The 24250-nt window shown below is 69.6% G+C and carries 17 protein-coding genes; 8 read left to right on the top strand and 9 right to left on the bottom strand.

The features are described from left to right. Window positions 1-155 precede the first annotated feature (155 nt). Window positions 156-1052, top strand: coding sequence for a glycosyltransferase family 2 protein (locus ACVCMG_RS09460; protein WP_447105352.1), 897 nt, complete (start codon window positions 156-158; stop codon window positions 1050-1052). 18 nt (window positions 1053-1070) lie between these two features. Here the strand turns inward: ACVCMG_RS09460 and ACVCMG_RS09455 are convergent, their stop codons facing one another. From ACVCMG_RS09455 to def, 5 genes are all read right to left on the bottom strand, one after another. Then, the gene (locus ACVCMG_RS09455; protein WP_447105353.1) at window positions 1071-2348 is read right to left on the bottom strand and encodes an O-antigen ligase family protein; all 1278 of its coding nucleotides are present in this window, start codon (window positions 2346-2348) and stop codon (window positions 1071-1073) included. A gap of 67 nt (window positions 2349-2415) precedes the next feature. Beyond that, window positions 2416-4125: an ArnT family glycosyltransferase gene (locus ACVCMG_RS09450; RefSeq protein WP_447113959.1), complete on the bottom strand. Its 1710-nt coding sequence runs from the start codon at window positions 4123-4125 to the stop codon at window positions 2416-2418. 98 nt (window positions 4126-4223) lie between these two features. Next, window positions 4224-5525, bottom strand: a complete 1302-nt coding sequence (gene rsmB, locus ACVCMG_RS09445) for a 16S rRNA (cytosine(967)-C(5))-methyltransferase RsmB (protein WP_447113958.1) — start codon at window positions 5523-5525, stop codon at window positions 4224-4226. Then, on the bottom strand, window positions 5522-6448 hold the full coding sequence (gene fmt / locus ACVCMG_RS09440; RefSeq protein ID WP_447107175.1) for a methionyl-tRNA formyltransferase: 927 nt from the start codon (window positions 6446-6448) through the stop codon (window positions 5522-5524). The genes rsmB and fmt overlap by 4 nt, the downstream gene beginning before the upstream one ends. Before the next feature lie 11 nt (window positions 6449-6459). After that, entirely contained in the window at window positions 6460-6969 is a 510-nt protein-coding gene (def, locus tag ACVCMG_RS09435; protein WP_447105356.1) for a peptide deformylase, read from the bottom strand. A gap of 188 nt (window positions 6970-7157) precedes the next feature. Between def and ACVCMG_RS09430 the strand changes: the two genes are divergently transcribed. The 7 genes from ACVCMG_RS09430 to ACVCMG_RS09400 all read left to right on the top strand — a co-directional run bounded on the left by ACVCMG_RS09430 (window position 7158) and on the right by ACVCMG_RS09400 (window position 16531). After that, a complete protein-coding gene (locus tag ACVCMG_RS09430; RefSeq protein WP_447113957.1) occupies window positions 7158-8279 on the top strand; it encodes a LysM peptidoglycan-binding domain-containing protein in 1122 nt (373 codons plus the stop codon). Window positions 8280-8365: 86 nt separating this feature from the next. Then, a complete protein-coding gene (dprA, locus tag ACVCMG_RS09425) occupies window positions 8366-9511 on the top strand; it encodes a DNA-processing protein DprA (RefSeq protein ID WP_447113956.1) in 1146 nt (381 codons plus the stop codon). Window positions 9512-9593: 82 nt separating this feature from the next. Then, a complete protein-coding gene (locus ACVCMG_RS09420; RefSeq protein ID WP_447113955.1) occupies window positions 9594-12092 on the top strand; it encodes a DNA topoisomerase I in 2499 nt (832 codons plus the stop codon). Next, on the top strand, window positions 12092-12664 hold the full coding sequence (locus ACVCMG_RS09415) for an L-threonylcarbamoyladenylate synthase (protein ID WP_447105359.1): 573 nt from the start codon (window positions 12092-12094) through the stop codon (window positions 12662-12664). The genes ACVCMG_RS09420 and ACVCMG_RS09415 overlap by 1 nt, the downstream gene beginning before the upstream one ends. Before the next feature lie 97 nt (window positions 12665-12761). After that, entirely contained in the window at window positions 12762-14135 is a 1374-nt protein-coding gene (locus ACVCMG_RS09410; protein WP_447113954.1) for an AMP-binding protein, read from the top strand. 67 nt (window positions 14136-14202) lie between these two features. Further along, window positions 14203-15486, top strand: a complete 1284-nt coding sequence (purD, locus tag ACVCMG_RS09405) for a phosphoribosylamine--glycine ligase (protein ID WP_447097526.1) — start codon at window positions 14203-14205, stop codon at window positions 15484-15486. A gap of 172 nt (window positions 15487-15658) precedes the next feature. Beyond that, window positions 15659-16531 (top strand): YbaY family lipoprotein, encoded by an 873-nt coding sequence (locus ACVCMG_RS09400; protein WP_447097525.1) that lies wholly within the window; start codon window positions 15659-15661, stop codon window positions 16529-16531. A 121-nt stretch (window positions 16532-16652) separates the two neighbouring features. On the opposite strand, the gene ACVCMG_RS09395 is transcribed toward ACVCMG_RS09400, so the two are convergent. The 4 genes from ACVCMG_RS09395 to mnmG form a co-directional block, all read right to left on the bottom strand. Next, on the bottom strand, window positions 16653-18500 hold the full coding sequence (locus tag ACVCMG_RS09395) for an autotransporter domain-containing protein (protein ID WP_447105361.1): 1848 nt from the start codon (window positions 18498-18500) through the stop codon (window positions 16653-16655). A gap of 113 nt (window positions 18501-18613) precedes the next feature. Next, window positions 18614-20941, bottom strand: coding sequence for a Tex family protein (locus ACVCMG_RS09390; RefSeq protein ID WP_447113953.1), 2328 nt, complete (start codon window positions 20939-20941; stop codon window positions 18614-18616). Window positions 20942-21085: 144 nt separating this feature from the next. Beyond that, window positions 21086-21868: an RDD family protein gene (locus ACVCMG_RS09385; protein WP_447113952.1), complete on the bottom strand. Its 783-nt coding sequence runs from the start codon at window positions 21866-21868 to the stop codon at window positions 21086-21088. An 83-nt stretch (window positions 21869-21951) separates the two neighbouring features. Beyond that, on the bottom strand, window positions 21952-23829 hold the full coding sequence (mnmG, locus tag ACVCMG_RS09380) for a tRNA uridine-5-carboxymethylaminomethyl(34) synthesis enzyme MnmG (RefSeq protein WP_447113951.1): 1878 nt from the start codon (window positions 23827-23829) through the stop codon (window positions 21952-21954). Window positions 23830-24250: the final 421 nt, after the last annotated feature.

Here is a 24250-nt window from a genome sequence, read left to right as displayed (position 1 = left end):
GGGCGCAGGGCGCCCACAGTCAGCGTCAGGTTCGCCGCAAGCCGGATATCGGCGCGGATCGTCCGACGCGAGACATGGAAGCGGAACATCGCTTCCGCCAGCGGCCGGAGGCCGCATCCAATGCAGTCTTCATGTACCGCTGTGGGGGGCATGCCATGCGCATCAGTGTTGCCGTGATCACCTATAACTGGCCCGAGGCGCTGGAACTGGTGCTGCGCGCGCTGGCCAGCCAGACCGAACTGCCGCACGAGGTGATCGTCACCGACGACGGCTCGCGCCCGGCCACCAGCGAACTGCTGCGGCGCCTGGCGCGTGACTATCCGGTGCGGCTGGTGCATCTGTGGCAGCCCGACGACGGCGCGCGCATGAGCCGCGCGCGCAACCGCGCGATCGCCGCCGCGCAGGGCGACTACGTCATCCTGCTCGACGGCGACATGGTGGTCGAGCGGCACTTCATCGCCGACCATCGCCGCTTCGCCCGGCGCGGCTGCTTCACCCAGGGTTCGCGCGTGCTCACCGATGCCCGTTCGGTGAAGGAGATGCTGGGCCGCGGGCCCACCTTTCCGGATTTCTTCCGTCGCGGCATCGACCGCCGCCGCCACACCGTGCGCCTCCCGCTGCTGGCCCACCTGTTCGCCCGTCCGAGCATGCGCCAGCGCGGCATCAAGAGTTGCAACATGGGTTTCTGGCGCGACGACCTGCTGCGCCTCAACGGTTTCAACGAGGCGATGATCGGCTGGGGCCGCGAGGATACCGAGCTGGCCGTGCGCGCCTTCCACGCCGGCCTGCTGCGCCGCGACCTGCGCCTGGGCGCGCTGGCGGTGCATCTCTACCACCCCACCCGCAAGCACCTGGTGGACAACCCCAACGACCGCATCCTGGCCGACACCCGGCAGCGCAACCTCGTTCGCTGCGAACGCGGCGTCGAGCAATACCGCGACGAGTTCGTCGTCGCGCCGGTCGACCTGCGCGCGGTCGCTGCACCGACGCCATTGCGACCGCCGGTGGGGGTGGGTCGCGTGGCCGCGCCACCGGCTGCCGCCACCGCGTGAGAAGGTCGTCCGCGCCGATCAGGCCGCGGACACCGGCGGCGGTTCGGAGCGGCGCAGCCGGGCGAGCCGCAGCGCCAGCCCCAGTACCGTGAAGAAATAGAACGATTGCGTCATCACCCGGTAGAACACCGCGTCGGTGAGCGCGCACAGCATGTACAAGGCGATCACGCCGACGCCGACGGCAGCCGGCAGCGCCACCTCGTCGTCCGCATCCAGCATGCGCCGGCTGAAGTGGCAAAGCGGGACCAGGAACACCGCCAGCAGCACCAGCAGACCCGGCACGCCGCCGGTGGCGGCCGCTTCCAGATACTCGTTGTGCGGCTGGTTGTAGCGTTCGATCGCGGCATGGCTGCGGCCGGCCGCGATCTCCTTGCGCGCATACGCGTCGAACTGGCCCACGCCGATGCCCACCAGCGGGTGTTCGGCGAAGGCGCGCGCCGCGGTGCGCCACATCTCCAGCCGCTCGATCACCGCGCCGCGGGTGGCCAGGCTCTGGTCGAAGCGGGTGACCTCCGGCGCGATCGCCTGGAACCGCTCCACCATCTCGCCGCGCATGCCGAAGGTGACGGTCCCGGCCACCACAGACACGGCACCGATCAGCAGCAGGCTGGAGCGCCAGTGTCCGCAGCGCCGCGCGTGCAGCAGCACCAGCAGCAGGAACACCGGCGCAAATGCCAGCAGCGGGCCGCGGCTCTGGGTCAGCAGCGCGCCGTACATGGCGCAGCCCATCGCCACCAGATGCAGCCAGCGTTCCCGGCGCCCCGTGCCGCGCGCCAGGAATTGCACCAGCGCCATCGTCGACAGGCCCAGCAACACCGTGGCCAGTTCGATCGAGGCCGACGGGCCGCCATTGAGGCCGTGCGGACGGTCGATGCCGAGCGCGTAGGCCTGCACCACGGCGGCCGCGCCCAGCACGATGGCGCCGAGGCTGAAACCGGCCCACACCACGCGCATCCGCAACGGCAGGCTGAAGCACGCCGCCACCACCAGGAACAGCAGAATGTGCGCCGGCCGATCCAGCGGTCGCCAGCCCAGGTCGTGCAGCAGCACGTTGAAGATCACGAATCCGATCATCGCCAGCGCCACCGCCACCGGCGGCCACGCCGCGCGATAGCTGCGCCGGATCGAGGCGGTGCTCGCCATCAGCGCCAGTCCAAGCAGGAACAGCAGCGCCGGCGGCAGCGCCTTGATCCCCCAGTCGATCGAGAACGACAGCGGCATCAGGGCCAGCAGGATCGACACTGTCCACGCCGGCCCGGGGCGCGCGAACACCTGCGCGAGGTGGGTATCGGTCATGCGCGCGTCACGCTCGCGAAGACCGCCGCGAGACAGGCTGGGCGGCGTGGAGAGGAAGTGGTGCGGTTCATTCGTCGTCGTCGCCTGCGGTACGCGGGATGCACCCGGGTATTACCGCGTCGTGCCTGAACATCCACCACTCGCGGCGGTTGGCGTGGCCGACATGGATCGCGCGCGCGCGATCCACGCAAGCGCCCATCGCCTCGTCCAGGCTGAAGATCCAGCGTTGCGCGGGATCGCCCTCGAGCCAGGCGATCGCCTCGGCGTACTGCTGCGGCCACGGTTTGCGGAAGCCGAACTCGGTCACCGGGCCCTGCGCCATCAGCAGGTTCTGCTCCTTCCATGCGAGCAGGCCGATCGTGGCCTGCGGGCCGGCGATGGCGCGCGCCTCGACCATCACGTCGCGCGCCGAGCGGTCGCCGTTGAGTAGCGGATAGCCCCACACCCCATACACGCTCCACAGCACGCCGGCGAACAGCAGCCATCCCAGCGGCGCGCGGCGCACCCGCGTCAGCGCGGCGATGGCGAGGCCGGCCACGCCGATGGCCAGCAGCATCCACCAGATCCGCGGGTCCAGGCTCTGTTCGATCTTCAGCGCCCAGGCCGGGTGGCGATGGATCGCCAGCGCCGAGGCGGCGGCCAGCGTGCCGGCCAGCAGCACGGTCAGCGCGAATACCGCGATGCGCACGCCGCGCCGGCGCAGCAGGCCGGGCAGCAGCGGCGCCAGCGCCAGCGCCACCATCGGCAGCGCCGGCAGGATGTAGACGTCGCGCTTGCCGGGGCTGAGCGAGAAAAACAGCAGCACCAGCACGGCCCAGCCCAGCGGCAGCAGGAAACGCGCATCGCGTCGTTTCAGCCGGCGCCACCACGCTGGCAGCGCCCACGGCAGCAGCAGCGACAGCGGCAGCCAGTCGACCACGATGATGCCGAGGAAGTAGAACGGCGAATGGATATGGCCGGTGGGCGTGGCGTAGCGGTGCACGGTCTGCCCGAACAGGATGTTCTGCACGTACTCGGCGTGCTGCGGGTCGCCGTCGGCACGGGCGATCAGCAGCATCGGCAGCAGCCAGCCGAGGATCGCCACGAAGAACAGCGCCAGCCCGCCGGCCCAGCGCCAGCCGCCGGCGGGCAGGGCGAGGCGCCGCCAGTGGCCGCGGCGCGCGACCAGGTACGGCACCAGCATCAGCAGGGCCAGCACGCCCACGCCCTTGGTCGCCACGCCCACGCCGGCGAAGAAACAGCCCACGGCGAACCAGCGCCAGCACGGCCCCAGCAGCAGATGGCGCAGCAGGCCGTAGTTGGCCAGCGTCATCCAGCCCAGCAGCAGCGGGTCGATCTGCGCGTTGCGCATCTGGTAGGTGAAGTGGATCGTGACCAGCAGCGTGGCCGCGGCCAGCAGCGCGCTGCGGTGACCCCACAGCCGCCGAGCCAGGTCGTAGACCAGTGCCAGCGCGCCCAGCGCGGCGAGCAGCGAGGGCAGCAGGAAGGCGATGCGCCAGTGGCCGGTGAGGTAGTAACTGAGCGCCTGCAGCCACATGAACACCGGCGGCTTGTCCGGGTACAGCTCGTGGCCGCGGTGCGGGAACAGCCACTGGCCGTGCTCGACCATCCATTGCGCGACCAGCGCGAAGCGCGGTTCGTCCGAAGGCCACGGATCGCGCAACCCCAGCCCGGCACCGAGCACCAGCAAGGCGAACGCGCCGAACACGACCAGCTCCCAACGGGCATCGCGCAACCACAACGGACGGGCGCGGGACAAGGGCACCGGGGGATTCACGATGAAGGGAGTTCCGCTGCGGGGACAGGGAAGGCAAGCATAAACGGCCGGCGCGATCCCGCACAGCCCCGCCCTGTGGCGGCGCGGCCGCGAGGTGCTCAGCCGCGCTTGTGCACTACCGCGTAATACATGCCGTCGAGATCGCCGTCGCCGGGCAGGATCTGCCAGCCCACCGCGGCGGCCTGGCCGATCGGCAGGCTGAGCGGCACGGCCTGGGCATCCGCTTGCTGCGCCAGCCACGTGCCGACCACGGCCTCGTTCTCCGCGCGCAGCACCGAGCAGGTGATGTAGACCAGCCGCCCGCCCGGCGCCAGCAATGGCCACAGCGCGGCGAGGATGCGCCGTTGCTGCGCGCCCATCGCGGCGATATCGCTTTCGCGCCGGTGCAGGCGCACGTCCGGTCGCCGGCGCAGCACGCCGGTTGCCGAGCATGGGGCATCGACCAGGATGCGGTCGAACAGCTGGCCCTTCCACCAGCGCGCGGGCACGCCGGCGTCGCCGACCACGATCTTCGCGTCCAGCCGCAGCCGCATCAGGTTCTGCCGGATGCGTTCGGCGCGCGCGGGTTCGAACTCCAGCGCGGTGAGGTCGATCTCGGCGCGCTCCAGCAGATGGCAGGCCTTGCCGCCGGGCGCGGCGCACGCATCCAGCACGCGCAGGCCGTCGCGCAGCTCGGCGAGGTCGGCGGCGACCTGGGCGGCGCCGTCCTGCACTGCGAAGTGGCCGGCGTCGAAGCCGGGCAGCCGGGTGACGTCGGTGCTGTGCGGCAGCACCAGCGCGTCGGCCAGCCACGGGTGGGCGCTGGCCGCGTGACCGGCAGCCTGCAGTTGGCCGATCAGCGTGTCGCGCTGGCAGCGCCGGCGATTGACCCGCAGCATCAGTGGCGGCTCGCCGTTGTCGGCCGCCATCACCGCGGCGGCCTGTTGCGGCCAGTCGCGTTCGAGCGCCGCGGCCAGCCAGGCGGGGTGGGCGTGGCGCGTGGCGGGGTTGGCGTCGAGCGCGGCCAGCCGCGCGGTCCGTTCGCGCTGCCAGCGGCGCAGCACGGCATTGACCAGGCTGGCGAGCTGCGGGCGCTTCAGCGCACGCACCGCCTCCACGGTGGCCGCCACGGCGGCGTAATCCTGCAGTTCGAGGATTTCCAGTTGCACCAGCCCCAGCACCAGCAGCGCATGCACCGCCGGGTCTTTGGGGCGCAGGGATTTCTCCAGCAGGCCGTCGATGGCCGGGTCGAAGCGCAGCCACCAGCGCGCGCCTTCGCTGAGCAGGGCCATCAGCAGCGCGCGGTCGCGCGGATCGGCCAACCTCGGCGCGTTGCGCTCCATCACTTCGCGCAGCGAGGCGCCGCGCAGGGCGATCTCGGCCAGACCCCTGGCGGCGAGGGCGCGGGTATCGGTTTTCACGGGCGCGGGCGCAGGTCGGGGCGGGCGTTGAGGTAGTCCGTCGCGCCGATGCGCTTGCCGCCGGCGCGCTGCACCGCGGTGATGCGCAGGGCGCCGCTGCCGCAGGCGACGTCGATGCCTTCGCGCCCGGCCGCCAGCACGCTGGCCGGGGCGGCATGGTGGTCCACTTCGATGGCGCGCGCGGCCCAGATCCGCAGCGATTCGCCGGCGATCTCCGCCTCGGCTACCGGCCACGGGTCGAATGCGCGCACCTGGCGTTCCAGCTCGATGGCCGGACGGCGGAAGTCGAGCTTCGCCTCGGCCTTGTCCAGCTTGTGCGCGTAGGTCACGCCGTCGGTCGGCTGCGGCGTGGCGACCAGCGTCTCGCCCGCCAGGGTACGGCGCAGGCCCTCGGCCAGCAGCTCGGCGCCCAGCGCGGCGAGGCGATCGTGCAGCGAGCCGCCGGTGTCGTCGCGGCGGATCGGGGTGCGCCGCCGCAACAGCACCGGACCGGTATCGAGGCCGGCCTCCATCTGCATCAGGTCGACCCCGCTCTCGGCGTCGCCGGCGAGGATTGCGCGCTGGATCGGCGCGGCACCGCGCCAGCGCGGCAGCACGCTTGCGTGCACGTTCCAGCAACCCAGGCGGGGGATCGAGAGCACTTTGCGCGGCAGGATCAGGCCATAGGCGACCACCACCAAAAGGTCGGGGCGGTAATCGGCGAGCCGCTGCTGCACGTCGGCGGATTTCAGCGACTCGGGCTGTTCCACGGTCACCCCGGCGGCCAGTGCGGCCTGCTTGACCGGGCTGGGCGCCAGCTTGCGGCCGCGGCCGGCCGGGCGGTCGGGCTGGGTATAGACGGCCACCAGCTCCGCGCCGCTGTTGCGGCACGCCTCGAAGCAGGGCACGGAGAATTCGGGGGTGCCGGCAAAGGCCAGCCGCAGGCCGGCGCTACTCAAGCACCCGCCGCCTGCTTGCGCTGCTTGTCGAGCCGCTTCAGCAGCAGGCTGCGCTTGAGCGGCGACAGGTAATCGACGAAGACCTTGCCGTCGAGATGGTCCATCTCGTGCTGGATGCACACCGCCAGCGGGCCTTCGGCATCCACCACGATCTCCTTGCCGTCCACGTCCTGCGCCTTGACCTTTACTTTCAGCGCGCGGGTGACGTCGGCGTACAAGCCGGGAAACGACAGGCAGCCCTCCTGGTAGACCTGCGAGCCATCCTTTTCCAGCAGCTGGGCATTGATCAGCGCCAGCGGCTGGTTGCGCCCCTCGCTCATGTCGGTCACCAGCACCCGCTGGTGCACGTTGACCTGGGTGGCGGCCAGGCCGACACCGTTGGCCGCGTACATGGTTTCGAACATGTCGGCCACGAACTGCTTCAGCTTCGCGTCGAACGCGGTGACCGGCGCGGCGCGGGTGCGCAGGCGCGGGTCGGGGAACTCCAGGATGGAAAGTACGGACATGGCATCACCTCGGCGTCGAAAGTGCGGGCGACTTGGTAAAAATCCCACCCCGACGCGATCTAGAATGTGCATCATTGTACGTCGGCAAGCACGCGAGCGCAGACGATTTTCGCCAACCCGCGCCGGTTGCGCGGGTTAACCATTCGGTTACACTCGACCGAGCATCTGGGGAAGGGGGATTCCCGCCAATGATCAGAAAGACAATCGTGTTGCTGGCCGGCATGCTGGTCACCCTGACCGTCTATGCCGCGGGCGCGCAATTGCGTGCCAATCACCCCGACAGCTACACCGTTCGCCGTGGCGACACGTTGTGGGACATCTCCGCCAAATTCCTGGCCAAGCCGTGGTTGTGGCCGGAGATCTGGCAGGCCAACCCGCAGGTGCGCAATCCCCACCTGATCTATCCGGGCGACGTGCTCAACCTGTCCTTCATCAACGGCCCGAGCCTGCGGCTGGAGCCCAGCGCGCATCGCGAAGGCGAGGCAGTGCCGGCGATTCCGCTCAGCCAGCTGAAGATGTTCCTGAAGGACATGCGCGTGCTGGATTCCAACGCAGTCAGTTCCGCGCCCTACGTGGTCGGCTTGGAAGAGAACCGCCTGCGCGGCGCCGTCGGCCAGAACCTTTACGTGCGCGGCTTGCAGGGCGAGCCGGGCCAGCGCTGGGCGATCGTGCGGCCCAGCCACGTGTTCCGCGGCTTCGACCAGAACGATCCGGCCGATGCCGACCTGGTGGCGCACGGCCTGGACAGCAACGCGGCAATGGTCAATGCGCCGTGGCGCGAGGATTCGCGCAACGACGGCCACTATGGCAAGGGCGACGACCTCGGCGTCGAGGTGACGGTGATCGGCACCGCCGAGACCCTGCGCACCGGTGATCCGGCCACCCTGCTGCTGCTCGACTCCACCCGCGAGATCCGCAGCGGCGACCGCATCATGCCGATCGACGAGCATCCGTACGACGCGTACTACTACCCGCATGCGCCGAAGTCGCTGCCGGCCGACGCCAAGGTGATCGGTTTCGCCGACGCCCTGCGCGCGGCGGGTTCGCGCCAGGTGGTGCTGCTCTCGGTGGGTGCCCGCGACGGCGTCGACAACGGCACCACGTTCTCGATCTTCGAGCCCGGCGAGACCATCCACGACGATGTGGCCAGCAACAGCTGGAACCGCGGCGTAGGCGAAAAGGTCAAGCTGCCGGACGAGTACGTCGGCCACGTCATGGTGTTCCGCACCTTCGACCGGGTCAGCTACGGCCTGGTGATGGACAGCCTGCGCCCGGTACACGCCCGCGGCCGGCTGACCATGCCCGAATAGCGGCCATCGCAACGGCATCCTCCTACACGACGGCGCGGCCACCACCGCGCCGTCTTCGTCTGCGGTCGCTGCGTACACTCCCGGGCATGCATGATCCGCACCCTGATGACGACCACCGCGCCTGGCTGACCGCGCTGCGCACGCCCGGGCTCGGTCCCGGCGGCCTGCGCCAGTGGCTGGATCGCGGCGACGGCGACATCCATGCCGCGCTGGTGCAGTTGCGCCGTGACGGTGCCGGGCTCGATCCCGCCGCGCTGGCCTGGCTGGAGCACCCGGACGAGGCGCGCCTGGCGCAGGACCTGGCCTGGCTGGCCGAGCCCGGGCACCGGCTGCTGCGTTGCACGGATGCGGATTTCCCGCCGCAGCTGGAGCACATCCCGCAGCCGCCGGCGGTGCTGTTCGTGGCGGGCGATGCGAGCCTGCTGCTGCATCCGCAGGTGGCCATCGTCGGCGCGCGCGCCGCCAGCGCCAGCGGCATGGCGCACGCGCGGGCGTTCGCCCGTACGCTGGCCGAGGCGGGTTTCACGATCACCAGCGGCATGGCCGACGGCATCGACGGCGCGGCACACGCCGCCGCACTGGATGCCGGCGCGAAGACGCTGGCGGTGATCGGTACCGGGCCCGATCGGGTGTATCCGCGCAAACACCACGCGCTGGCCCGGCGCCTGGTCGAACACGGCGCGCTGGTCAGCGAATTTCCGCCCGGCACGGCGGCGCGGGCCGACCATTTCCCCCGCCGCAACCGGATCATCTCCGGGCTGGCGCTGGGGGTGCTGGTGGTCGAGGCGGGGCTGCGTTCGGGTTCGCTGATCACCGCGCGACTGGCCGCCGAGCAGGGCCGCGAGGTGTTCGCGCTGCCAGGATCGATCCACAATCCGCTGGCCAGCGGCTGCCACCGGCTGATCCGCGATGGCGCGCGACTGGTGGAATGCGCGGCGGAAATCGTCGAATTGCTGGCCCCCGCGGCGCGTTCACTGGGCCTCGAACTGGCCGCTCGGCTGGGTGGCGAGGAGGTCGGAACCGTCACGACGGCGACCGCGGCGGACGCCGATTATCGACGATTGTTGTCCGCACTTGGCCACGAACCGGCGACAATGGATGAACTTGTGCAGCGCACCGAGCTGTCGGCCGCGGCACTGTCCTCGATGCTGCTGATGCTGGAACTGGACGGGCGCATCGAACGCCGGTCGGGCAACGCCTACCAGGTCATGCCCACGTCCCTGCGGGCTTGACAGCCGAAGCCATGGCGTGGTTTCAACTATATATATGTCCGGCACGGAAGCGCCGGTGGTTCACTTTTGGATATCCCGCTTCATGGCAAAAAACCTGCTCATCGTCGAATCACCGGCCAAGGCCAAGACGATCAACAAATACCTCGGCAAGGACTTCCAGGTCCTCGCATCCTACGGTCACGTGCGCGACCTGAAGCCGAAGGAGGGCGCGGTCGACACCGAGCACGGTTTCGCGATGGCCTACGAGGTGATCGAGCGCAACCAGAAACACGTCGACGCGATCGCCAAGGCGGCTCGGGAGGCTGACGACATCTATCTGGCGACCGACTTGGATCGCGAAGGCGAGGCGATCAGCTGGCACATCAGCGAGATCCTGAAGGAGCGCGGCCTGACCAAGGGCAAGCAGCTGCACCGGGTGGTGTTCTCCGAGATCACGCCGAAGGCGATCAAGGCCGCGGTGGCCGCGCCGCGCCAGCTCTCGCACGACCTGGTCGACGCGCAGCAGGCGCGCCGCGCGCTGGACTACCTGGTCGGCTTCAACCTGTCGCCGGTGCTGTGGCGCAAGGTGCAGCGCGGGCTTTCCGCCGGCCGCGTGCAGTCGCCGGCGCTGCGCATGATCGTCGAGCGCGAGGAAGAGATCGAGGCGTTCAAGGCGCGCGAGTACTGGACCGTGGAAGCGCAGCTCAAGCACATCGAAGGCGACTTCAGTGCGCGGCTGTCGCGTCTCAACGGCAAGAAGTTCGAGCAGTTCGATCTCACCAACGAAGCCGATGCCCAAGCCGCGCGTGCGGCGCTGAAGCAGGCCGCACGCGGCCAGCTCACGGTCAGCGACGTCACCTCGAAGGAGCGCAAGCGCCGCCCGGCCGCGCCGTTCACCACCTCCACCCTGCAGCAGGAGGCCGCGCGCAAGCTCGGCTTCACCACCAGCCGCACGATGAAGGTGGCGCAGGGCCTGTACGAAGGCGTGGCGCTGGGCGACGAGGGCAACGTCGGCCTGATCACCTACATGCGTACCGACTCGACCATGCTCGGCGACGACGCGATGGCCGAGCTGCGCCAGCTGATTGCCCGCGACTTCGGCGCGAAGGCGCTGCCGGACGCGGCGCAGGTATACAAGACCAAGTCGAAGAATGCGCAGGAAGCGCATGAGGCGATCCGCCCCACCTCGGCGATGCACACGCCGAAATCGGTGGCCGCCTTCCTCAACGACGACCAGCGCAAGCTGTACGAGCTGATCTGGAAGCGCACCGTCGCCTGCCAGATGATCCATGCCACGTTGAACACCGTCACGGTGGAGTTCGCGTTGCCGGACGCCCCCGGTGGCGACGCCTCGTTCCGCGCCAGCGGCACCACCGTGGTCGATCCCGGCTTCCTCGCCGTATACGAGGAAGGCCGCGACCAGAAGACCGCCGAGGACGACGACGAAGGCCGCCGCCTGCCGCGGCTGGCGAAAGGCGAGGCGGTGCCGCTGCACGAGATCGTCGCCGACCAGCACTTCACCGAGCCGCCGCCGCGCTACTCCGAGGCGAGCCTGGTCAAGGCGCTGGAAGAACATGGCATCGGCCGCCCGTCGACCTACGCCAGCATCATCCAGGTACTGCAGAACCGCGAATACGTGTTCCTCGACAGCCGCCGCTTCAAGCCCAGCGACGTGGGTCGCGCGGTGAGCAAGTTCCTCACCCAGCACTTCACCCAATACGTCGATTACGACTTCACCGCCAAGCTGGAGGACGAGCTCGACGCGGTCAGTCGCGGCGAGGAAGCCTGGGTGCCATTGATGCAGCGCTTCTGGCTGCCGTTCAAGCAGCAGGTGGACGAGAAGGCCGAGTCGGTCGACCGCAGCGAGGCCACCGGTGCGCGCGAACTGGGCAGCGATCCGAAGACCGGCAAGCCGGTGTTCGTGCGGCTGGGCCGCTTCGGGCCGTATGCCGCGATCGGCGACAAGGACAGCGACGAGAAACTGCAGTTCGCCTCGCTGCGCCCGGGCCAGAGCATGCACACGATCAGCCTGGCCGAGGCGCTGGAGCTCTTCAAGCTGCCGCGCAAGCTCGGCCAGGCGGACAACGGCGACGAGGTCAGCGTCGGCATCGGCCGTTTCGGCCCGTTCGTGAAGCAGGGCAGCACCTACGCCTCGCTCAAGCCCGAGGATGATCCGTACACGATCGAACTGCCGCGTGCGCTGCAACTGGTGGCCGACAAGCTGGAGATGCTGGCCAACCGGATGATTCTCGATTTCGGCAACGGCGTGCAGGTGCTCAACGGCCGCTACGGCGCCTACATCACCGATGGCGAGAAGAACGCACGCATCCCGAAGGAGCAGGAACCGAAGCTGCTGACCGAGGCACAGTGCCTCGAACTGCTTGCCGCCGCGCCGGTGAAGAAGGGCCGCTTCGGCAAGAAGACGGCGACCAGGAAAGCCGCCGCGAAGAAGGCCGCGCCGGCGAAGAAGGCCGCAGTGAAGAAGGCCGCGACGAAGAAGGCGCCGGCGAAAAAGACGGCCGCGAAAAAAGCCGCGGCGAAGAAAACCGCCACGAAGAAGACCGCGGCGAAGAAGTCTCTTGCCGGCAAGGCCGGCGCCTGATGCTGCAGCGTTTCACGCTCGACGAAGTCGATGCCGCTGCTGCACTGCTGCATGGCGGCGGCGTGCTCGCCTATCCGACCGAGGCGGTGTTCGGCCTCGGCTGCGATCCGTTCGACCGCGGCGCGTTCGAGCGGGTGTTCGCGCTGAAGCAGCGCCCATCGACGCAGGGCGTGCTGCTGATCGCGGCGGACTTCAGCCAGGTCGAACCCTGCATCGACTTCGCGGCGGTGCCCGATGCGGTGCTGCGGCAGGTGCGCGCCAGCTGGCCGGGGCCGTACACGTGGATTTTCCCGCGCTCGGCATGGGTGCCCGACTGGGTGGCCGGCGCGCATGCCGGCGTCGCGCTGCGGGTCAGCGCGCACGAACCGACGGCGTTACTGTGCCGTGCCTTCGGCGGCGCGCTGGTGTCGACCAGCGCCAACCCGCACGGGCAGCCGCCGGCCCGCGCCGCGCAGACCGTGGCCGAGTATTTCGGCGATGCCCTGGACGGCCTGCTGGATGCCCCGCTGGGTGGCCAATCCAGCCCCACGGTGATTCGCGACGCCCTTTCGGGCGCTATCATCCGCGCCTGAACGTGCGGGGGGAGCGCACGTCGGGGCATTCACGCCACCGTCCGCGTGGCGGCGCGATGCTGCCGCACGCCATTTGAGCATCCACGGAGACAGCCGTTTGGTTACCGTCCACGACCCGCGCCAGCGCGAGCTTCCACCGCTGCTGCCCTTGCTGGCGGCTGCGGACCCGGCGCGCGTGGTGGCCTGGCGGGAGGGCGAGGCGATCAGCGCCGGACACTTCCTCGCCGAGGTCCGCGCGGTGGCGGCGTCGCTGCCGCACGCACCGGCGGTGGTGAACCTGTGCGAGGACCGCTACGCCTTCCTGGTCGCGTTCTGCGCGGTGGCGTTGCGCGGCCAGGCCAACCTGCTGCCGTCCTCGCGTGCGCCGCAGGCGGTGGACGAGGTGATGAAGGCTCACCCCGGGTGCCACGCGCTGGGAGATCAGCGGCTCGACCCGGCGCCGCCCGGTTATCAGCAACTGCCGTCGTTCGACGCGCCGCGACCGGCGCACGTCGAGGCGCCCTGGCCGACCTTGCCGGCCGACCGGGTGGTGGCGATCGGCTACACCTCCGGCTCCACCGGCACGCCGATGCCGAACCCGAAGACCTGGGGCAGTTTCCACGCCAGCAACGCGGGCAACCTGGCGCGGCTGCATGCCATTGTCGGCGAGCGCTTCGAGCTGGTCGCCACGGTACCGCCGCAGCACATGTACGGCATGGAGATGTCGGTGCTGTTGCCGCTGCTGGGCAATGTCGGCGTGCACACCGGCCGCCCGTTCTTTCCCGCCGACGTGGCCGCCGCGTTGGCCGCGGTGCCGGCACCGCGGGTGCTGGTGACCACTCCGGTGCATCTGCGCGCGCTGATCGATTCGGGCATCGAGCTGCCGGCGGTCGCGGCGATGGTATCGGCCACCGCGCCGTTGCCGGTCGGGCTGGCGCGCGCCGCCGAGCAGCGCTTCGCCGCGCCGCTGCTGGAAGTGTTCGGCTCCACCGAAACCTGCGTGTTCGCCAGCCGCCGCCCCACCGTGGACGAAGACTGGCTGCTGTACGACGACGTGACCTTGCACCCGCAACCCGATGGCACCGCGGTCGAGGCGCCGCAGCTCGGCGCGCCGGTCAGCCTGGCCGACCTGGTCAGCCTGTCGCGCGACGGCCGCCGTTTCCGCCTGTGCGGACGGCATGCCGACATGCTGGAGATCGCCGGCAAGCGCGCCTCGCTGGCCGACCTCACCCGCCGCCTGCTGGCGATTCCCGGCGTGCGCGACGGCGTGGTGTTCCAGCACGGTGACGGCGACGCGCTCGGCGTGCACCGCATCGCCGCGCTGGTGGTGGCGCCGGAACTGGACGAGCACGCCATCCTCGACGCGCTGCGTCGCGCGATCGATCCGCTGTTCCTGCCACGCCCGCTGAAGCGGGTGGCCGCCTTGCCGCGCAACGAAACCGGCAAGCTGCCGCGCGCGGCGCTGCTGGCGCTGCTGCAACCGCCAGGCTGACGCCCGGGCGGCGGATCGCTGCCGCTACAATGGGCGACTGCGCCGGGTGGCGAGCGGGAGTGCAGCAATGAAGGTTCTGGTCATCGGCAGCGGCGGACGCGAGCACGCGCTGGCGTGGAAGCTCGGGCAGTCCGTGCAGGTCGACGAGGTGATCGTGGCCCCCGGCAACGCCGGTACCGCGCGCGAACCGGGCGTGCGCAACGCCGAGGTCGCGATGAACGACCTCGATGGCCTGCTGCAGTTGGCGAAACGCGAGAAGGTCGGGCTGACCGTGGTCGGCCCCGAGGTGCCGCTGGTGGCCGGCGTGGTCGACAAGTTCCGCGCCGCCGGCCTGCGCATCTTCGGCCCGCGCGCGATCGCCGCGCAGCTGGAAGGTTCCAAGGCGTTCGCCAAGGATTTCCTGCAGCGGCACAACATCCCCACCGCGCACTACGCGGTGTTCACCGAACTCAATCCCGCGCTGGCCTACGTACGCCGGCAGGGCGCGCCGATCGTGATCAAGGCCGACGGCCTCGCTGCCGGCAAGGGCGTGGTGGTGGCGCTGACCCTGGCCGATGCGGAACTGGCGCTGCACGACATGCTCGGCGCGCACGCGTTCGGCGACGCCTCGGCGCGGGTGGTGATCGAGGAATTCCTCGACGGCGAGGAGGCCAGCTACATCGTGATGAGCGACGGCAGCCACGCGTTGCCGATGGCCTCCAGCCAGGACCACAAGCGCCGCGACGAGGGCGACCTCGGTCCGAACACCGGCGGCATGGGCGCGTACTCGCCGGCGCCGGTGGTCACGCCGGAAGTCGAGCAGCGCATCCTGAAGGAAGTGATCGAGCCGACCCTGCGCGGCATGGCGGCCGAGGGCGCGCCTTTCATCGGCTTCCTCTACGCCGGCCTGATGATCGACAAGTCCGGCGCGCCGAAGGTGATCGAGTTCAACGTGCGCTTCGGCGACCCGGAAACCCAACCGATCTTGTTGCGGCTGAAGTCCGATCTGGTCGAGCTGATCGACGCCGCGCTGGACGGCCATCTGGCGCAGACCCGCGCGCGCTGGGACAGCCGCCCCTCCATTGGCGTGGTGATGGCCGCCGCCGGTTACCCCGGACGCGTGCGCACGGGCGATTCGATCGCGGGCCTGGACGATATCGACGATGGCGACGTGAAGGTGTTCCACGGCGGCACCGCCCGCGACGCGCAGGGTCGCGTGGTGACGTCGGGCGGGCGCGTGCTCTGCGTGTGTGCGCTGGGCAGCGATCTTGCCGCGGCGCGCGAGCGCGCCTATGCGGCGGTCGGCAGGCTGCGCTGGGAGGGTGCGTTTCACCGCCGCGACATCGCCCATCGCGCCTTGCATCGACGCTGAAAGCGCTGCAGCGCCGGCATGCAGCGTACGCGCGCGCACGGCGGGCAGGCGGGGATTGACTTTTCCGCGCCTGCTTTTTTGCGATATGCTTGCAGGCTCCCCCGCGTAGAGTCGTGGCGCCACCAGGCCCGCGCGACCACGTGTCGATTTCACGCATAAAGAGGTTTCTGGCATGCGCAAGACGGTTTTGTCGCTGGTATCGGTTGCTGCGCTGGCCCTCGCCGGCTGCCAAGGTTCGTCGTCGGATCAGGCCGCAAACGGCGGTCCCGCCAACGCCGAAAGTGCGGCCAAGGTATCGATCCCCAGCGAAGTCAGCGGCACGATCTCCCTGCGCGCAGGTACGCCGCAGCCTTCGGACAAGGCGACGCTGGTGCTGAACCTGGTCGATGTCTCCTCCACCGCGGTCGGCTCCGCGCCGCTGGCCACCAAGACCTCGCCGGCCGGCAGCTTTCCGCAGCCGTTCAAGCTCACCTTCAACCCCGCCGACGTCAAGCCGAACGACCTGTACGTGGTGCAGGCGATCCTGACCGACGGCGAGCGCCAGTACGTGATGCCGATCCAGGCGCCGGTGCTGGCCAAGGGCAGCCAGAACGACGCGGTGTCGATCCAGCTGGTCGCCGAGCAGACCCCCGGGGAAAAATTGCTGGCCGCGTTCGACGATGTGCAGAAGCAGCTCGGTGCGATGAAGGTCAACCACGGCACCAAGCTGGAGAAGGACGCCTCGCGCGGCTGGCAGCTGTTCCGCCAGGACGGCCAGATCCAGTTCATCCGCGAGCTGGTCGAGTACACCAAGGACGGCTTCACCAGCACCGACTATGCCTACAAGGACGGCAAGCCGTGGGCGATCGTGCAGCAGCACATGGCCAGCCGCGACGGCAAGCCCTCCTCGATCGACCGTGCCGGCTGGAGCGATGACGGCACGCTGGTGCTGAAGCAGCACCAGGTCGGCAGCGACGTGCAGCCGCTGGACCCGGCCGAGGCGGCGAAGCTCAAGCAGGAGGCGATGACCATCCTCGGCCTCGCCACCAACGGCAAGAACAAGTAAGTCGCTGCAGACTCTCCCGCGTCGAGCGGGAAGCTCGCAAAGAAAAAGCCGCCCGCATCAGCGGGCGGCTTTTTCATGGATGTGACCCGGCCCGGGCCGGCCGAGTCGCGGCCTGGCCGGATCAGAGATCGATCCGCACGCCCATGTTGACGCTGTTGTACTTCTGGCTGTTGTCGCCGAAGCGGCCGCTGTAGCCGATCCAGCTTTGCACGCTGGGGGTCAGCCGGGCGGACAGCCCCAGCGTGGCGGCGCCCCAGCTCTGGTCGGGGCTGAAGCCGGTCAGCGCGAAGCTGCCGTTCATGCTGTTGAGGCCGGCGCGGACCTCACGTGCATCGGCCTTGCTGTCGTGGTTCCAGCCCAGTTCGGCATACGGCGACATCACCAGGTTGTTGACCTGCCACTGGCCGCGCAGGCGCCAGCCCAGGGTGGATATCAGCGAGTCGCGCTGCTGGCGGCCGAACCACATCGCGCTGCTGTCGTTGCCGCTCTCGCTGTAGCCGCTGATCTTCACGGTCTCCCAGTCGACGGTGGCGAACGGGCCGGTCTGCAAGTCGTTGCCCAGCTCGAACCACCAGCCGCCGGTGACGCCGCCGCCAAGGTGCGAGCCGTCGGTCTTGCCGGTCTCGGTGCGCTGCATCGCGCCGATGTTCATGCGGCGCTCGATGTCCTTGAAGTTGGACTGGCCGAAGTTGACGTAGCCGCCCACGTAGCCGCCACCGTTGTGGTAGCCGACGTAGCCCAGGCCGCTGACGTCCTGCAGCTTGTAGCCGCCGCCGCCGGAGAAGTCGGCGTTGTGCTGGCCGACGCCGAGCGCCACGCCGGCAGTGACGTGCTCGCCGGCGAAATAGTTCGCGCCCAGGGTGAAGTTGAGGTTGTCGCTGTTGGTGCGCGGCGAGTTGTTGCTGGCGTCGAAGCGTTGCCGGGCGTAGTCGATGTTGACGAAGGTGCGCACGTCGCCGTCCTTGCCGGTGGTCAGCATCTGGTCGCGCATCACGCGGTTCTGCACGGCGCTGGCCGCCAGCGGCGCTTCGCCGAGCAGCGAGATCTGCTCCGGCGCGTGGATCACCGACAGCACGTACTGGCCCAGCATGGCGTGGGCGGCGGTGGTCGGGTGCACGCCGTCGGCGAACAGGTAGGTCTGGTCGGCGCCGGCCGCGTAGCTGTACGGCAGGCCCGAGCCCTGCGGGCCGCACTGCACCGAACTGGAACCGGCGCCGCAGGCCGGCGCGGTGACGTTGCTGAAACCGTAGGCGCCCGGGTTGGCGATCACTTCGTTGAGCAGCGCGTAGGTGTTCGCCGGGATGATGTTCAGGCCGTTGTTGCTCAGTTGCGCCAGGCCGCTGTTGAGCACGCCGTTGTAGAGCACGGCGAGCTGGCTGGCGCCGGCCTGTGCGGTGGCGCCGCCGAGCGCGGCCTGCGGGGTCTTGCCGAGATCGGGCAGGTTGTAGACCAGCACGTATTTCGCGCCGGCCGCCTGCAGGCCGGCGAGCACGCCAAGCTCGGTCTGCGCCGCATTGACCGCGCCGGCGGAGATCGCGTTCGGATCGCTCAGCGTACCGCTCAGGTAGAAGATGTCGTTGGCGCCGCCCCAGACCTGGTACAGCGCACGCGAGTCGGCCTTGCCGCCGTTCGCGCCGAGGTACATCTGCAGCTGCTGGGCGATGGTCGGTACCGCGGCGACGTTGTTGACGAAGCCCGCGCCGCCCCAGGCGTAGTCGGTGCCGCCGGCCGCCGACGGCGCCAGCGTGAAGCCCAGGCCCGTCGCCACGTTCTCCGCCGCGGTGGTGCCCGGGTTGGTGGTGAAGCGCAGCGGCGGCTGGATCGTCGGTGCGCTGGCCAGCGAGATGTTGCCGTTGTCGCTCAGGCTGTCGCCGAAGACGATGACGTTGCTGAAATCGGCGGCTGCGGCGGCCGTGCTGAACAGCATGGCGGTTGCGATGGCGCCGGCCAGATGGCGGGTGCGAAGCATGGAAGTACTCCTCGGCCGGGATGGCCTTGTTCGTTGCGGGTTACGGTACGGTATTCCATACGGAACCGCATGCTGCAGCGCATCGCCGCCGCAGGCGGATGGTGGTCGGCGCTTCAGCGCTTGCCGGCGCGCGCGAACGCGTCGGCGAAAGCGTTGCTGGCGGGCGCGGCCGCGGGCTTGGGTGCGCCGCCCCCCGGACGCGGGCCGCGGCCGTCGCGCGAGCCGCCACGGGCATCGCTGCCGGCGCCCGGACGGCTGCCGCGCGCCTGCCCCGGTTCGTCGTCCAGGCGCATGCTGAGGCCGATGCGCTGGCGCGGAAGGTCCACCTCCATCACCTTGACCTTGACGATGTCGCCGGCCTTCACCGCGTCGCGCGGGTCCTTCACGAAGCTGTGCGACAGCGCCGAGACATGCACCAGGCCGTCCTGGTGCACGCCGATGTCGACGAAGGCACCGAATGCGGCGACGTTGGTGACGCGGCCTTCCAGGATCATCCCGGGCTTCAGATCCTTCACGTCCTCGACGCCTTCGGCAAAGCGCGGCGCCACGAACTCCGGGCGCGGGTCGCGCCCGGGCTTTTCCAGCTCTTTCAGGATGTCGCGCACGGTCGGCACGCCGAACTTTTCATCGGTGAATTGCTCGGGCTTGAGCCCGCGCAGGAAGCCGGCGTCGCCGATGATGTTGCGCACCTCGCGGCAGCACTGGGCGATGATCCGCTCGACCACCGGGTAGGCTTCCGGATGCACCGCGCTGGCGTCCAGCGGGTTGTCGCCGTCGGGCACGCGCAGGAAACCGGCGCACTGCTCGAAGGCCTTGTCGCCGAGCCGCGGCACCTTCAGCAGCGCCTTGCGGTTCGGGAACGGGCCGTTCGCATCGCGGTGCTTCACCACATTCTCGGCCACCGAAGCGGACAGCCCGGCCACGCGCGCGAGCAGCGCGGCCGAGGCGGTGTTCACGTCCACGCCGACGGCGTTGACGCAGTCCTCCACCTTGGCGTCCAGCGCGCGCGCCAGCTTGATCTGGTTCACGTCGTGCTGGTACTGGCCCACGCCGATCGCCTTCGGTTCGATCTTGACCAGCTCGGCCAGCGGGTCCTGCAGGCGGCGCGCGATCGAGACGGCGCCGCGCAGGCTCACGTCCAGTCCGGGGAACTCCTTCGCGGCGAGTTCGGAGGCCGAATACACCGAGGCACCGGCCTCGCTCACCACGATCTTCGACAGCTTCGCGTCGGCCAGCTTCCTGATCAGCTCGCCGGCCAGCTTGTCGGTCTCGCGCGAGCCGGTGCCGTTGCCGATCGCGATCAGGTCGACGTTGTGCTGCTTGCACAGCTTCGCCAGCGAAACCAGCGATTCGTTCCACTGCCGCCGCGGCTCCAGCGGGTAGATCGTGTCGGTGGCCAGCAGCTTGCCGGTGGCGTCGACCACCGCCACCTTGCAGCCGGTGCGGATGCCGGGATCGAGCCCCATCACGGTCTTGGCGCCGGCCGGCGCGGCCAGCATCAGGTCCTTCAGGTTGTCGCCGAACACGCGGATCGCCTCGTCCTCGGCGCCTTCGCGCACGCGGCCGAACAGGTCCAGCGTGAGGTGCAGGTGCAGCTTTACGCGCCAGGTCAGGCGCACGGTCTCGCGCAGCCAGGCGTCGGCGGCACGACCGCGGTCGTGGATGTTCGCGTGCGCCGCGACGCGGCCCTCGCCCTCGGCGTGGCCCTGTTCGCTGTCGGCGGCGGGCGCCAGTTCCAGTTCGATCACGCCCTCGTTGCGCGCACGCATCAGCGCCAGCAGGCGGTGCGAGGGAATCTTGCCGATCGGCTCGACGTGGTCGAAGTAGTCGCGGAACTTGGCGCCTTCGTTCTCCTTGCCCGCGACCACCTTGGCGCGAATCTGCCCTTGCGACCACAGCCAGTCGCGCAGCTCGCCGACCAGGTGCGCGTCCTCGGCGATCGCTTCCATCAGGATTGCGCGCGCGCCGTCGAGTGCGGCGCGCACGTCGGCCACGCCCTTGTCCGCATCCACGAACGCTTCGGCGAAGGCCTCCGGCGATCGCGTGGGGTCCTCGCGCAGACCAGTCGCCAGCGGTTCCAGCCCGGCCTCGCGGGCGATCTGCGCCTTGGTGCGGCGCTTGGGCTTGTACGGCAGGTACAGATCCTCCAGCCGCGCCTTGGTGTCGGCGGCGAGGATGTCCGCCTTCAAGGCGTCGTCGAGCTTGCCCTGTTCCTCGACGCTGGCGAGGATCGCCGCGCGGCGTTCTTCCAGTTCCCGCAGGTAGCGCAGGCGTTCTTCCAGCAGGCGCAGCTGGGTGTCGTCGAGGCCGCCGGTGACTTCCTTGCGGTAGCGCGCGATGAACGGCACGGTGGCGCCGCCGTCGAGCAGGTCCACCGCCGCGCGCACCTGTTCGGTCTTCGCGGCGATGTCGTGGGCAATGCGTTGTTCGATGCTGGGCATGGGTGGAGCGTTCCTGGCGGCGGCGCGGTGCCGCCGAATGAAAAGGTCAAGCCGTTGATGATAACAAGCGCCCGGGAATCGTCGGCGCGCCAATGAAAACGGCGCCGCGGACGAACCGCGGCGCCGTGCGTGGAGCAAGGCCGATCAGGCGCTGAAGGAGTTGCTCTTGCCGGTTGCAGTGGCATCCGGCTTGAACTCGCTGGCGCGGCCGTTGAGCACCAGAGTGCTGCAGAGCATGTCGTGCAGGGCCTGCTTGCGGCGCGTCCAGCCGGCCATCATGAAGCCGATGAAGAGGATGATCGTGCTGAGGAACTTGGCCAGGTAGCGGCCCAGTGCCCGCCAGAAGCTGATCCGCCGGCCTTCGAGGTCGGTGACGCGGATGCCCAGCGCCAGCTTGCCCAGCGTGGCCTGCCACGGCGAGCTTTCGCACACGGCGAAATAGAGCCAGGTCAGCACGGCGGTGAGCAGGATCGCCGTGCCCATCGTCGCGTAGTACTGGCCGTAGGCGGCGAGCATCACGTGCGGATCGCCGGGCGCCGCCATCATCGCCTGCTTCATCGTTTCCTGCGCGGCACCGTCGCCCATCGAGCGCATGATCACCAGGTTGTTGGGGATATACAGCACGATCGCGTCGAGGATGTAGGCCGCCAACCGCTTCCAGAAGCCGGCGTAATCCTCCAGCACCGCGGCGGTGGTCTGCGGCAGCGCCTGCAGCGGGGTGGCCGGTGCCGCGTAGGGGTTGCCGGCAGGCGGAGTGGCGGCCGGTACCGCGTCGCGGAACAGTACCGACAGCGGCTGCCAGTCGGCGAGGCCTTCGTACCAGGCGAGATCGTCGGGGCTGACCTTGCCGCTGCGCAACCACTCGCGCACGTCACTTTCCTTGTATGGCCCATGCCGTTCGCCGTCGCGGCCGATCCAGATTTCCATTGCGCACTCCCCGGGGCTGTGTGGAGTGCGCATGATGCCATGAGTGTGCGCGCCGGCGCTGTGCCGGGAGCAGGGGGCGATTCTCAGGCTGCGTCGCGGCGCTTCAGGTGGACCAGCAGCAGCGAGATCGCCGCGGGAGTGACGCCGCTGACGCGCGCGGCCTGGCCCAGCGTCGCCGGCAGCGAGCGCTTGAGCTTGAGCAGCACTTCCGCCGACAGCCCGCGCACCTTGTCATAGTCGAAGTCGGCCGGGATCGCGGTGTGTTCGTGCCGGCGCTGGCGCTCGATCTCTTCGCGCTGGCGTTCGAGATAGCCGGCGTACTTCACCTGCACCTCGACCTGCGCCGCCACGTCCTGGCGCGCCACCGGCGGGCCGAACCCGGGCACGCCGGCGAGGCTGGCGTAGTCGAGTTCGGGCCGGCGCAGCAGGTCGACCGCGCTGGTTTCGCGGCTGAGCGCGATGCCGAGCTGGCGCTCGAGCGCCGCACCCAGTGCATTGGCCGGCGCGGCGCACAGGCCGCCGAGGCGCTGCAGTTCCCGCTCGACCGCCTCGCGCCTGGCGCGCAGCGCCTCGACGCGTGCCGGCGGCACCACGCCCAGCGCGAACCCCTGCTCGGTCAGGCGCAGGTCGGCGTTGTCCTCGCGCAGGTGCAAGCGGTATTCGGCGCGCGAGGTGAACATGCGGTACGGCTCGATGGTGCCGTTGCTGGTGAGGTCGTCGATCAGCACGCCGATGTATGCCTCGTCGCGGCGCGGATACCACGGTGCCTTGCCCTGCACGGCCAGCGCGGCGTTGAGCCCGGCGAGCAGGCCTTGCGCGGCGGCTTCCTCGTAGCCGGTGGTGCCGTTGATCTGGCCGGCGAAGTACAGGCCGGGGATCGCCTTCGTTTCGAGCCAGGGGTGAAGTCCGCGCGGATCGAAGTAGTCGTACTCGATGGCGTAGCCGGGGCGGGTGATGTGGGCGTGCTCGAAGCCGGGGATCGAGTGCACCAGCGCCAGTTGCACGTCGTAGGGCAGCGAGGTGGAGATGCCGTTCGGATAGATCTCGAACGTGTCCAGTCCTTCCGGCTCGATGAAGATCTGGTGCGACGACTTCTCGGCGAAGCGCACCACTTTGTCCTCGATCGACGGACAGTAGCGCGGGCCGACGCCCTCGATCTGGCCGGTGTAAAGCGGCGAGCGGTCCAGCGCGCCGCGGATGATCTCGTGGGTGCGCTCGCTGGTGTGGGTGATCCAGCAGCTGACCTGGCGCGGATGCTCGGCGCGGTTGCCGAGATAGGAGAACACCGGCGCGGGATCGTCGCCGTGCTGTTCTTCCAGCCCGCTGAAGTCGATGCTGCGGCTGTCGATGCGGGGCGGCGTGCCGGTCTTCAGCCGGTCGGCGGCGACCGGCAGCTCGCGCAGCCTTTGCGCCAGCGTGCTGGCCGGCGGATCGCCGGCGCGCCCGCCGGCGTACTGCGCCTGGCCGATGTGGATCTTGCCGGCGAGGAACGTGCCGGCGGTAAGCACCACCGTGCGCGCGTCGAAGGCGAGTCCCATCTGGGTGACCACGCCGCAGACGCGGCCGTTCTCGATGATCAGGTCGTCCACCGCCTGCTGGAACAGTTCGAGGTTCGGCTGGGTTTCCACCATGCGCCGGATCGCCGCCTTGTACAGCGCACGGTCGGCCTGGCAGCGGGTGGCGCGCACGGCCGGGCCCTTCGAGGCGTTCAGCGTGCGCCACTGGATGCCGGCAAGGTCGGCGGCGTGGGCCATGGCACCGCCCAGCGCGTCGATCTCCTTCACCAGGTGGCCCTTGCCGATGCCGCCGATGGCCGGATTGCAGCTCATCTGGCCGATCGTCTCGATGCTGTGGCTGAGCAGCAGGGTGCGCGCGCCGGTGCGCGCGGCGGCCAGCGCGGCCTCGGTGCCGGCGTGGCCGCCGCCGATCACGATGACGTCGTAGCAGGTGGGGTGACGCATGCTGTTGCCCGGAGCGCGCAAAAGTGACAAAAGTGGGCGTCATGGTAACGCGATACGTCTGCCGTCGAAGATTGCCTGAAAGTGGCATGGATCGTGCTTCATCCGGCTTGCACTTTCATGGGCAGACGCTGCGCGAGGATCGCGCGCCGAGGTCGAGCGGACAGGGGTTCGATCGCGTACCGTGAGAGGAAGCAAGACGGCACCTTCGGGTGCCGTCGTCTTTAGTGGCGCCGGTGGATGCGCGATGCGACGCCAGGCCCGGAAACACGAAGCCCCGCGGCATGCGCGGGGCTTCGTGTCATGTAGATCTGGCGCCAGGCGGTCTCAGGAACAGGGGGAATCCAGGATGACCGTATTGCCGGGCGCCAGAAAGCGATGGGAATTCGAAGGTGAAACGTGAGGTTGATCTTCGCCGGAAACG

Source organism: Rhodanobacter sp. UC4451_H18, from assembly GCF_052978225.1.
The sequence above is the reverse complement of the archived record's forward strand: the minus strand, read 5'-3'. Positions and strand labels throughout refer to the sequence as shown.

What these genes read in the sequence shown, in the direction of transcription:
- ACVCMG_RS09460 (WP_447105352.1), top strand. Translation starts at nt 156, where the DNA reads ATGCGCATCAGTGTTGCCGTGATCACCTATAACTGGCCCGAGGCGCTG.
- ACVCMG_RS09455 (WP_447105353.1), bottom strand. Translation starts at nt 2,348, where the DNA reads ATGACCGATACCCACCTCGCGCAGGTGTTCGCGCGCCCCGGGCCGGCG.
- def (WP_447105356.1), bottom strand. Translation starts at nt 6,969, where the DNA reads ATGTCCGTACTTTCCATCCTGGAGTTCCCCGACCCGCGCCTGCGCACC.
- ACVCMG_RS09430 (WP_447113957.1), top strand. Translation starts at nt 7,158, where the DNA reads ATGATCAGAAAGACAATCGTGTTGCTGGCCGGCATGCTGGTCACCCTG.
- dprA (WP_447113956.1), top strand. Translation starts at nt 8,366, where the DNA reads ATGCATGATCCGCACCCTGATGACGACCACCGCGCCTGGCTGACCGCG.
- ACVCMG_RS09420 (WP_447113955.1), top strand. Translation starts at nt 9,594, where the DNA reads ATGGCAAAAAACCTGCTCATCGTCGAATCACCGGCCAAGGCCAAGACG.
- ACVCMG_RS09415 (WP_447105359.1), top strand. Translation starts at nt 12,092, where the DNA reads ATGCTGCAGCGTTTCACGCTCGACGAAGTCGATGCCGCTGCTGCACTG.
- purD (WP_447097526.1), top strand. Translation starts at nt 14,203, where the DNA reads ATGAAGGTTCTGGTCATCGGCAGCGGCGGACGCGAGCACGCGCTGGCG.
- ACVCMG_RS09400 (WP_447097525.1), top strand. Translation starts at nt 15,659, where the DNA reads ATGCGCAAGACGGTTTTGTCGCTGGTATCGGTTGCTGCGCTGGCCCTC.
- ACVCMG_RS09395 (WP_447105361.1), bottom strand. Translation starts at nt 18,500, where the DNA reads ATGCTTCGCACCCGCCATCTGGCCGGCGCCATCGCAACCGCCATGCTG.
- ACVCMG_RS09390 (WP_447113953.1), bottom strand. Translation starts at nt 20,941, where the DNA reads ATGCCCAGCATCGAACAACGCATTGCCCACGACATCGCCGCGAAGACC.
- ACVCMG_RS09385 (WP_447113952.1), bottom strand. Translation starts at nt 21,868, where the DNA reads ATGGAAATCTGGATCGGCCGCGACGGCGAACGGCATGGGCCATACAAG.
- mnmG (WP_447113951.1), bottom strand. Translation starts at nt 23,829, where the DNA reads ATGCGTCACCCCACCTGCTACGACGTCATCGTGATCGGCGGCGGCCAC.